10 protein-coding genes are annotated in these 9932 nt (G+C 65.5%); 2 read left to right on the top strand and 8 right to left on the bottom strand.

Annotation, left to right across the window (positions count from 1 at the left end; all coding sequences use genetic code 11):
* The first annotated feature begins 156 nt into the window (after positions 1-156).
* Complete coding sequence (locus GJ629_RS11495; RefSeq protein WP_157513196.1) at positions 157-1185, top strand: hypothetical protein; 1029 nt, start codon at positions 157-159, stop codon at positions 1183-1185.
* A 62-nt stretch (positions 1186-1247) separates the two neighbouring features.
* Here the strand turns inward: GJ629_RS11495 and GJ629_RS11490 are convergent, their stop codons facing one another.
* From GJ629_RS11490 to GJ629_RS11455, 8 genes are all read right to left on the bottom strand, one after another.
* Positions 1248-1754, bottom strand: coding sequence for a CoxG family protein (locus tag GJ629_RS11490; RefSeq protein WP_157513195.1), 507 nt, complete (start codon positions 1752-1754; stop codon positions 1248-1250).
* A 23-nt stretch (positions 1755-1777) separates the two neighbouring features.
* Positions 1778-2554 carry an ABC transporter permease gene (locus tag GJ629_RS11485; RefSeq protein WP_157513194.1) on the bottom strand — a complete coding sequence of 259 codons (777 nt, stop codon included), beginning with the start codon at positions 2552-2554 and terminating at the stop codon, positions 1778-1780.
* Positions 2551-3591 (bottom strand): ABC transporter ATP-binding protein, encoded by a 1041-nt coding sequence (locus tag GJ629_RS11480; RefSeq protein WP_197428570.1) that lies wholly within the window; start codon positions 3589-3591, stop codon positions 2551-2553. The genes GJ629_RS11485 and GJ629_RS11480 overlap by 4 nt, the downstream gene beginning before the upstream one ends.
* 25 nt (positions 3592-3616) lie before the next feature.
* The gene (locus GJ629_RS11475; RefSeq protein ID WP_157513193.1) at positions 3617-4777 is read right to left on the bottom strand and encodes an ABC transporter substrate-binding protein; all 1161 of its coding nucleotides are present in this window, start codon (positions 4775-4777) and stop codon (positions 3617-3619) included.
* A gap of 99 nt (positions 4778-4876) precedes the next feature.
* Positions 4877-5653 carry an ABC transporter permease gene (locus GJ629_RS11470; protein ID WP_157513192.1) on the bottom strand — a complete coding sequence of 259 codons (777 nt, stop codon included), beginning with the start codon at positions 5651-5653 and terminating at the stop codon, positions 4877-4879.
* A 10-nt stretch (positions 5654-5663) separates the two neighbouring features.
* Complete coding sequence (locus GJ629_RS11465; protein ID WP_157513191.1) at positions 5664-7100, bottom strand: hypothetical protein; 1437 nt, start codon at positions 7098-7100, stop codon at positions 5664-5666.
* Between the two features lie 68 nt (positions 7101-7168).
* On the bottom strand, positions 7169-7540 hold the full coding sequence (locus GJ629_RS11460; protein ID WP_157513190.1) for a helix-turn-helix domain-containing protein: 372 nt from the start codon (positions 7538-7540) through the stop codon (positions 7169-7171).
* Between the two features lie 216 nt (positions 7541-7756).
* Positions 7757-8386 (bottom strand): helix-turn-helix domain-containing protein, encoded by a 630-nt coding sequence (locus GJ629_RS11455; protein ID WP_157513189.1) that lies wholly within the window; start codon positions 8384-8386, stop codon positions 7757-7759.
* 257 nt (positions 8387-8643) lie between these two features.
* Between GJ629_RS11455 and GJ629_RS11450 the strand changes: the two genes are divergently transcribed.
* Entirely contained in the window at positions 8644-9888 is a 1245-nt protein-coding gene (locus GJ629_RS11450; RefSeq protein WP_157513188.1) for a cysteine desulfurase, read from the top strand.
* Positions 9889-9932: the final 44 nt, after the last annotated feature.

Here is a 9932-nt window from a genome sequence, read left to right as displayed (position 1 = left end):
GCCCGACGACCCACGAGGACCGCGGCCTCGAAGAGGTCGACCCCTCCCACTGAGGACGGGGTTCGGCGCCCGGCACACGTCCCCCGAAACCCTATTTATAACACTGCATTATTCCAGACAGGACTTACAGCGGTTGCAGTAGATGATACGGACGTAATGCCACGAGAACGTACTGAGTCAAACACGAGCGACGGTCTCTCCAGACGGAAGGTAATCGTCGGTGGGACCGCCGGATGGGCCTCCGTGGCCCTCGCCGGCTGTAACGCACTGAGTCCCGGCGACGACACCGATACGGAGGCCGGAGACGATACGGATACAGATACCCCCGAAGACACGACTAACCCGACGAACTACGTCGTCACCGACGACATCCTCACCGGGTCCGAGTACGTCCCGGCGGGAACCGGCGGGTTCGCCTCGTCGTGTTCGTCCTCGCGGACGTTCGCGCCCGGGATGCAACCGGTGTTCAAGGTCGGCGTCTACGACCCCGAGACCGGCGAACAGGTCGGCAGCGAGACGCTCGACGAGGTGGCGTCGAACGTCGACGGCGGCCCCTCGGTCGAACTCGCCTGGAGTCAGGCCGAAGACGAGTCGGCCGATCCGGAGTGGAGTGGCAACTGGGTCATCCCCGAGGACTACGACCCGGGGACAGTCAACTACGACGTCGAGGTCACGAACGGCGAGGCGAACTTCGAGAACGTCGGCATCTTCTCCGGGTCGTTCGAGGTCATCGAGTACGAGGACCCGCGCAACTACGTCATCACCGACGACCTCTACGCCGGGTCGGCGGGACAGGACAGCTACAGCGACAACCAGTTCATCTCCTCGTGTTCGCCCTCGCGGCAGTTCGCGCCCGGGATGATGGTCGGGTTCGACGTCGGCGTCTACGACGGCCAGAGCGGCGACCCGGTCGGCCCCACGGACTTCGAGTACGACGGCGTCGTCGCCGGCATCGAGTCCGCGACGCTCACCATCGAGGGCCGCGGCGTCGAGCAGTCGCTGGAGTGGCAAGGCGGCGAGAACGAGGACGGCGAGATGGTCGAGGACTTCTGGTGGAACGCCACGTGGTTCATCCCGGACGACGCCGAGACGGGCGACGTGACCTACAGCATCGACGTGGAGACGGACACCTCCACGGCGGAAGTCGGTGTCCTCGCGAACTCGTTCACTATCGTCGAAGAGTAGACACGCTGCCGCTCCGACACGCCTCTTTTTCACGATTCCGACGCCGAGAGACGCCTACAGCGTCAGTCCTCGACGTTGTCCTTGATGTTCCCGAAGTACGTCTCGATGTCCGAACGGATGACCCGCCCGAGCAGACGCGCACCGAGGCGCGCGACGCCGCCGGTGTAGTACAGTTCGGCCGTGTACGCGAGGTCGGTGCCCGCGTCGGTCTCGGTCATCTCCATCGCCGCCAGCACGTCGAAGTCGCTACCGGTCGTCGAGTCGAAGCCGCCGCCCTCCATCACGATCCACTCCGGTTCGTGCATCTCGACGAGTTCGAACTCCCCGGACAGCGAGACGTTGACGTGGCTGACGCCGCGGGTTATCTCGCAGGTGTAGTGGCGCTCGCTCTGGCGCTCGACGGACTCGGCCCCGGGGATGCAGTCGGCGAGGTTCTCGGCGTCGCTGATGTACGCCCAAAGCTCCTCGCTCGTGGTTTCGATAGTGACGGTGTCGGAGAACTCCAGTCGCGGTTCGGCGTCCTCGGTCGGGCCGTCCGAGGTCGCTTCGGTGTCGGTCGTACTCTCCATATACGAACTATCGTCACCCGCCCCTATCGCCGTTGTCCGTGTTCCCAAGGCGTGAGAACGTCGCCCAGCATCTCGGTCCCGTGGACGAAGACGACCCCGAGGACGTTGATGGTGAGGACGGCGACGTACATCCGCGGGATGGTGAACAACTGCCAGGAGTTCCAGATGACGTAGCCCAGCCCCGACTCGGCGGCGAGCATCTCGATGACGACCAGCAGCGCGAACCCGACGCTAAAGCCCATAGAGACGGCGCTGAACACCTGCGGCAGGGTCCCGGGCAGGATCACCTCGCGGTACAGCGCCAGCGGCCCGGCCCCGTTGTCCAGTGCCACCTCGACGTGGACGTCGTCTATCTCCCGGACGCCGCCCATCGTGTCGATGGCGACGAGCAGGAACACCGCGAGGCTCATCGTCAGGACGCGAACCATCTCGGTCCCGCCCAGGACGACGAACAACACCGGGAGCAGCGCCACCTTCGGCACGGGGTACAACAGCGCGAGGTGGGGATTGAGCACCCACCCGACCTTCCGGGACCATCCGGCGACGAGACCGACCACGACGCCGCTGGTCGCCCCGAGAGCAGTGGCGAGGAGTATCCGCTGGAGGCTGGCGAGGACGTGCGTCAGAAAGCCCTCCTCGAGGTACAACTCGACGGCAAGCGAGAGCACTGCCGACGGCGGCGGGAAGAATCGTGCGTCGAGGATTGGTCCGGACGCCAGTTCCCAACAGACCCCGAACACGAGAAACGGGGCGGCGATGGTCCCGAGGCGCCGCGCCACGCGTCGGAGGAAGGGTATCATCGTCGCTCTATCGACCGCTGGACTTCCTCACTCAGGACGTCCCAGACACGGGTCTTCAGTTCCTCGAGGCGGGCCATATCGAGGTTCTCGCGGGTCCGCGGCCGGGCGAGGTCGACGTCGACCGTCGTCTTGATCCGGCCCGGTCTGGTGCCCATCACGCCGATGCGGTCGCCCAGTTTGATCGCCTCCTCGATGTCGTGGGTGACGTAGACGACGGTCCGTTCGGAGTCGTGCCACAGCGACAGCAACTCCCCCTGAAGGTACCGCCGGGTCTGGGCGTCGAGTTCGCCGAACGGCTCGTCGAGCAACAGCACCTGCGGGTCGTTGGCGAACGCGCGGGCGATGCCGACCCGCTGTTTCATCCCGCCCGATAGCTGGTGGGGGTAGGCGTCCTCGAACCCGGTGAGGTTCACCTTCTCGATGTACTCGCGGGCTATCTCGTAGCGCTCTCGCTTGCCGACGCCGCGCATCTTCAGGCCGAAGGCGACGTTATCGATGACCGTCTTCCACGGGAGGACGCCGTCGTTCTGGAAGACCATACTGGTCGCCGGGCGGTCGCTGTCCGCGTCGGTGTGTATCTCTATCTCCCCCGCGTCCGGTTCGGCGAGGCCGCTGAGCAACCGCAAGAACGTCGACTTGCCACACCCCGAGGGGCCAAGCAGACAGAAAAACTCTCCGTCGGTCACCTCTAGCGACATATCCTCGAGGGCGCGAACGTCTGCCGTGTCCGACTGGTAGCGCCGTGCGACCCCCGACGCGCGGATCCGAACCGGGCGGTCGCCGGCCGCGTCCGTCTGTCCCGTCGAGGCATCCGACGCAGTCGTGTCCGGGCGGGCCTCCGGGGCGGATCCCGAGGACTCCTCGGGGGCGGACTCCGGGTATTCCTCCGCGGCGGACTCCGGGTATTCCTCCGCGGCGGACTCCGGGTATTCCTCCGCGGCGGACACGCACTCACCCGACACCGAGGACTGCCGTTCCGGGTCGTCCTCGCCCGAATCGACCGGCGCAGTCGCCGTGATGGAGGTTCGTGGGAGCATTATCTGGTCCGGGGATCAGGCGCGGTCATTGGCATATCGAGTCCGCGGGGAAGTCGGCGGGCGGGTTCGTCCGCTCCAGTTCGGAGTAGGGGGCGGGTGCGGTTTCGCCCCACTCGTTGATGGTCTCGACGGACGGCTGTGGGTCCTCGACGCGGCCGACCTCCTCCAGTGCGTCTTCGAGGTGCGAGAGGTCGACAACGTCCTCGACGGGGACTGTCTCCTCGACCGTCCCGTGACAGGAGTGGTAGGTCTGCTGGGTGGCGACGCTGTCGGTGTTGACCTGCCCGTTCTTGTGCGGCAGCGACGGGACCGAGGACTTGATCGACCCCTTCGGCAGGTCGAACTCCTCGGCGACGATGGACGCCACCTCGTCGCTGGGGAACCCGCCCATATCGTAGTAGTCCCGGACGCCGAGGAGGTACGCCTCCAGCCACTTCCGGGCGACCTCCGGGCGGTCGTTGGCGAAGGGGCCGCCGAAGAGGTACACGCCGATCTGCATCCGCGGGGCAACCTCCGAGGCGTACAGGAGGCGTTTCGCGCCCGTCTCACCGACCATCCCGAGACCCAGCGGGTCCGGGATGGCGGCGGCGTCTATCTCGCCCGAGGCCATCGCGCCCGTCATATTGGTGTAGAGGATCTCCTTCGTCTGGACGTCATCCCACGTCATCCCGTTGCGCTGGAGGAGCCGCGCCCAGATGACCGAGTCGACGTTGCCCTGGCCGTGGAGCGCGATAGTGAAGTCCCCGGAGACGTCCGACAGCGACATCCCTTCTTCGTACTTTTCGGGCCGGATCAGGACCTTGTTCGAGGACGGTTGCCCGGTCCAGTACTGGGTCTGGTCGGCGACGACGTTGATGTCGACGTCCTGTGCGGCGGAGTTGAACAGGCTGGCACCGATAGACCCCGTCGCGGTGTCCAGATCACCGCTCGCCAACCGCGGGGTGGCCTGCGGGGCGCTCTGGATGCGTTCGACCTCGAGCGTGATGTCCCGCTCCTCGAAGTACCCCTGATCCTTGGCGATCAGTACCTCTGCGACGGCCGGTATCGTCAGCGTGCCGAACGTCACCGTCTCCGAACCCGATCCGCCCGAGGAACCGGCACACCCACTGAGTAGGCCGGCGGCGGCGACGCCGGTCGATGCGATAAATCCACGACGCGTCCGCGAGCCGATAGATCCGTCTGACATACTTGTACGTACCGTCCGAACCGCCCAAACGACTCCTCTTCATACTGCAGTCTCTTTTATACCCTCGGGGGGAGCCGGGCGAACGGTGCCGACCCCACGTTAAGCGGTCTCCCACCGGCGAACGTCGCTGCTCCACGGGACGGCCACGCGGTAGAGCGCGGCGATACCGTAGGTGAAGGCGACGCCGAGCGCGCTGGCACAGACGAGGGCCGCGTACAGGTCCGGAATCTGGTAGGACATCCACGAGACCCACAGAACGTAGCCGAGGCCGCTGTCGCCGGCCACGAGTTCGGCGGCGACGGTGATCAAAAGCGACGTGTTCAGCCCGAGGCGGAGGCCGACGAACACGAGCGGCAGCGACCCGGGGAGCAACACCTCCCGGATCAGCCGAGCGATAGAGGTGACGCCGTTGTCCCGGGCGACGTCGACGTGAGCGGACTCGATACCGCGGGCGCCGGTCATCGCGTTCCACAGGACGACGAAGAAGGTACCGAGCGCGGCGGTGACGATCAGCGCCCGCTGGTTGCTCCCGACGAGCAGTATCACGAGGGGCAACAGCGCGATGGTCGGGAGGGGGAAGACGGCCGCGGCCAGCGGCGACAGCACCGACTTGAGACGCCGGTTCCAGCCCATCGCTAGCCCGACTGCCGTCCCGAGGACGGATCCGACCACCGCCGCGAGCAGCGTCCGGTAGACGGTGTCCAGAAGGTGGGCCCGGAAGGACGCCGCCGCGAGCAGCGCCGCCGTGTTCGAGGCGACAGTCGACGGCGGAGGGAGCATCGTGGGACTGAGCAGGCCGAAGACACCGACGGCTAGCTCCCAGACGAGGAGCGAGACGGCGAGCGAGCAGGCCTGATACAGTCGGGCGTCGTCCATCGTGTGGCCGTCACTCGGTTATCTCGAAGGCCATATGCAGGCCCGGCAGCGGCCGGACGGGGTGGTTGTCGATGTACGACAGGTGGGGTTTGAGCTCGAAGTCCGGTTCGTCGTCGCGGACGTCGAAGAGGCTCGGGTAGACGTCGATGAAGTGGTACCCCGGCTCACCGGCCGCCCGTAGCACCGTCTTGTTGATCTTCGCCTCCAACCCGCAGATGTACCCCAGCGGCTTGTTGTCGTAGAGGAAGTAGTAGGCGTTCTCGTAGATGGGCCAGCCGATACCCGAGAGTTCGATCTCTATCTCGGTACCCGAGGGGCCGCTCGTGGGCGACATACTCGTTATCTCGGGCTGGAGCATGAAGCCCGCGACGGCCACCGACTCGCCGCCTATCTCGGCGGTGATCGGACGGGTCGCCCCACGGTCGCGGGGCGCCGTCACTTCGAGTTGGAACCGACCCTCGTCGTCGGCCTCGACGGTCGGCAACACACCGGGTTGGGGTTCGGGACTGATCGGGATGTCCTTGACGCGGTGGCCCTCGTGGGTGTGCCAGACGAGGTCGACCGTCTCCCCGGCGGGGAAGTTCCGGCCCGTGATCACGATGTCGGACCCGGGCTGGCCGCTCTGAGGCGTAACCTCCAGTTCGGCCGCAGTCTCCCGGTCGGGGTCGGGGAGGTGCGTCGACAGCGGCGCCTCGTCGAACAGCGAGTCGATCCACATCGTCTCCGGCGGCGTCTCGGGTTCGGTCACCTCGACGGACCACGCGTACTGGCGGCCGCCGGCCACCTCGCCGAACGGCGACTGGGTGTTGTTCTGGAGGAACGGGACGCCGCGGTAGTTCCGCCAGACCTGCAGTTCGTGGTTGCCGACCGGCCCGGCGGCCCTGATCTGTGCCGTCGCAGTCCCGCGGTTCATCACGCCGGTCATGAAGCCGGCGGTGCCGTTGTCCCACGCGACCTGATAGTTGTTCTCCAAGACGTTCGGACCGATACCGTAGCCGGTGATGGTGAAGAACTCGCCCAACGGCGCCTCCGTCCGGTCGAGTTCGAACCACGGCGTGATGGCGATGGTCGTCTCGGCCAGCGCCGTCTCGTCGTCGGCGCTCTGGCGCAGTTCGATAGTGTGCTCGCCGCCGTAGTCCTCTGGGATCTTCCACTCCCGTTCGAACTTGCCGTCGGCGTCAGTCGTGACCGTGAGGACCCGTTCCTCGCGCGGTCGGTACTGCGGTCCGACGACTTCGTTCGCCTGCAAGACACCCCACTTCCCTTCGACGGTCTGCCACACGACGTCGAGTTCGGCTTCGGCCGGGAGGTTGAGCCCCCGTAGCGTGATCGTATCGCCGACGTAGGCCTCGTCGGCGCTGGCGACGAGGGTTCCGCTCGGGGTCTGTCCCTCCCGTCGCTCCTGTAGCCTGTCCCGGACGTCAGAGGATAGCTGGTCGCTTCCCATACGAGCATATAGTCGTCACCGGGCCGTGTCGGTTCGCCTGTAGTATGCAGTCGTTTAAATATCGGACCTCAGACGGCCTCGCGGCCGCGGATCCGGGCCGCGCCGAGTATCGCCGACATAATCTTGCCCTCGGCGGCGCGCAACCGCTGTGACGCCGCGGATTTGGAGATACCGAGGGCGTCGGCGATGTCGGTGAGATTCCCCCCGCGCTGTGTCGAGTAGTGACCCAGTTCGTGGGCTACCTCTAAGGCCTCCCACTGTTTCTCGGTCACGTCGCTGACGTCCACAGAGAGGGAGTTGACGTCCTCTCGGGAGGGGTCGACGATAGATATCATCTTGATGTCGGACTCGATGGTCGAGTACTGGCTGACCACGTTCTGGAGGACCGTCCGGTCCTCGACCTTGAGGGTCACGAACAGGGGGTGGTCGGTCTCAGGCATCGTCCACTCCTCCGTTCGGAACGGGGTGGCCCCACCCGACGACGCCGGGCGTCACCTCCTCGGTCGGTCGGTCACACCGGACCCTGTAGCCGATATCGACGCTCATACCTTGGGAATAGTCCCCACTATGCGAGAAGGTTCACCTTCATTTTATACCACTTCAAGTAGTGCCGGTCCGGAGACGGTGCGCGGACCGAGCGGTCCGCGGGGCGACAGTCAGGCCGTCCAGTGGTCGACGAGTTTGTGCGCCAGTTTGGACTCGACGGCCTTGAGACGTTGTGAGACGGCGGACTTCGAGATACCGAGGCGGTCGGCGAGGGTGTCCAAGTCGGCTTCCCGGGGCGTGTCGTAGTAGCCGGCGTCGATGGCGACCATCAGCGCCTCGCGCTGTTTGCCGGTCACGTCCGTCAAATCGAGCATCACCGACTCTTTCCCCTCGGCGCTCGACTGCGTGATTCCTTGCACGGAGACGGTGGAACCGACTTCGCGCATCCGTTCGACGAGTTCCCGAAGCGTCTCCCGGTCGGGCAGGAGGACGGAGATGACGAGTCGTCCGTTCTGCACGCGTTCGAGCGTCGGGACGCAGTCTACCTCGTGGAAGATGAGACAGAAGCAGTCGTCTTCGACGTCGGATTGGACGTACCGGTCGGTGTGTTGGCCGTCGGCGTCCTCGACGACGTTCGCGTTGCACGTCCCGCCGTCGAGCGCCACGTCGGACCGAGAGCGGTCGAACGTGATGTTGTGGTCCTGAACCGAGACATCGTCGTCCTGTCCGGTAATCGCGCAGTCTGCCTGTGGCGGGGGCTCCACCGCCAGCGTCGCCGTGATCGGTGCGCCGTCACTCATATTGTCTCACCTTGGTCTCCGTTGGCCGGCAGCCGTCGTGACCTTCACATGTCAAGCGGTTCTTCTCGTAGGGTGGCAGTACGATACTGCCCACCACCTGACACCCAGTCGGTCTCGTATGGCTGCGACAGTTATAGATACCGACCGAACAGGGATATATAGGGTCGGTCGTTCCCATACGTTGAAAACTCCGGCCGACAGCCGTCGTTTTAGGCCAACCGAAGGAATCACTTGTCTGGGACCCCCAACGTACAGTAATGACTGTCAGTGAATCCAGCGGGCTGGACGTCGAGCGGATTCGGGAGGACTTCCCCATCCTAGACCGGGAGTTCGACGGGACCCAACTCGTCTATCTCGACAACGGGGCGACCTCACAGACGCCCGACCGAGTCGTCGACGCCATCAGCGACTACTACCGCGAGACGAACGCCAACGTCCACCGTGGGCTTCACCAGTTGAGCCAAGAGGCCTCCATCGCCTACGAGGCCGCCCACGACCGCGTCGCGGAGTTCGTCAACGCCGACGGCCGCGAGGAGATAATCTTCACCAAGAACACCACCGAGAGCGAGAACCTCGTCGCCTACGCGTGGGGCCTGAACGAACTCGGCCCCGGCGACGAGGTGGTCCTCACCGAGATGGAACACCACGCCTCGCTGGTGACGTGGCAACAGATAGCCGAGCGGACCGGTGCCGAGGTGAAGTACATCGGCCTGAACGACGACGGCACCCTCGATATGGACCACGCCCGGGAGACCATCACCGAGGACACCCAGATGGTCAGCGTCGTCCACGTCTCGAACGTGATGGGATCGATCAACCCCGTCTCGGAGTTGGCCGACATCGCCCACGACCACGACGCCTACATCTTCGTCGACGGCGCCCAGTCGGTGCCGACCCGCCCGGTCGACGTCCAGGATATCGACGCCGACTTCCTCGCGTTCTCGGGCCACAAGATGTGCGGCCCGACGGGTATCGGCGTCCTCTACGGCAAGGAGTCGATTCTGGAGGAGATGGAGCCGTTCCTCTACGGCGGGGATATGATCGAGAAGGTCACCTTCGAGGAGTCCCGCTGGAACGAACTCCCGTGGAAGTACGAGGCCGGGACGCCGCTGATCGCACAGGGCATCGCGCTGGCGGAGGCGTGTGACTACCTCGACGACATCGGGATGGACGCGATTCGGCGCCACGAGAACGCCCTCGCACAGTACGCCCTAGAGCGGTTCTCGGAGTTCGACGACATCGAGGCCTACGGCCCGCCGGCAGGGGTCGAACGCGGTGGACTGGTCGCGTTCAACCTCGACACCGTCCACGCCCACGACCTCTCCAGCATCCTCAACGACTCGGCGGTGGCTATCCGGGCCGGCGACCACTGTACCCAGCCGCTGCACGATACGCTCGGCGTCGCGGCCTCCGCGCGGGCCTCCTTCTACATCTACAACACCCGCGAGGAGATCGACAAACTGGTCGAGGCGCTGGACGACGCTCGTCAGTTGTTCGCCTGACGAGCGTCGTCCGACGGCGGTTCGGCGAGCGAGCGCCAGCGAGC

The organism is Halapricum sp. CBA1109 (assembly GCF_009741825.1).
Taxonomy (GTDB): Archaea; Halobacteriota; Halobacteria; order Halobacteriales; family Haloarculaceae; genus Halapricum.
This window is presented reverse-complemented; position numbering and strand designations above follow the sequence as displayed.